Annotated in this window: 1 pseudogene; it reads right to left on the bottom strand. The window is 40.4% G+C overall.

Annotation, left to right across the window (positions count from 1 at the left end):
* A pseudogene (locus ACFIJP_RS08390) lies at positions 1-779 on the bottom strand (hypothetical protein); the annotation flags it as partial.

Below are 779 nucleotides of genomic sequence, written 5' to 3'. Positions count from 1 at the left end.
TGATTCATCAGACTGAAGACTGTTCGAAAGATCTTTTAAACTTTTATCAAGTTGACCTTTATTAACCGCTTCATTGTTTTTTGTTGCTTCCCCAACACCAGAAAGTATCCTATCCCCTTTATCCTTATTGGAGATATTGATTTCACTGCCTTCTACCGCTGCGCCAATAGTGAGACGATGCGTTGTTTCGTCTTGCTGAACAAAGCTTTCGCTTTCTACCTTGTTAATCACATTATTAACCTGTTCAGTCAATTTATTCTGAACATTCGTGATAGAACTACCAACTCCAGCAAAAGCAGATGCCACATCAGGATAATCCTCATCTTCAGGGCTGCCATCTTCCTTGATTGTTTTTACCTTGAATGTAGGAGCGGTCCATTTCCCATCCGCATAGCTAGCACCACCACCAAAATACGAGGCAACATTCTGATTGCTCTCAAAAAGCTGTGAGCCATTTATAGCATCAGTTGATTCTGCTGTAATCTTACCTATGCCAACATTATGCAAAGAAACAGTGCCTGTTTTGGGATCACCAAAAGTTACACTATTCTTATTAACTTTACGTGCTGATCTCGCAAGCAGATTAACATCATCTGAATCTTCTTCCTCATCATAAAGAACTGCCACAGACCGCACATCTTCAATTTTGTTAGAAAGATCAGTTACATCTTGATCAAGCTGACCTTTGTTAACGGCATCAGTATCATCAGTACCCGTTGCAACTCCCGTTATCTTTTTACTGCCAGCATCAACACCAGAAGTCGTTATTTTCGGACCAC

This window comes from Bartonella sp. MU37NMGALS (genome assembly GCF_042194015.1).
Lineage (GTDB): Bacteria > Pseudomonadota > Alphaproteobacteria > Rhizobiales > Rhizobiaceae > Bartonella > Bartonella grahamii.
The sequence above is the reverse complement of the archived record's forward strand: the minus strand, read 5'-3'. Positions and strand labels throughout refer to the sequence as shown.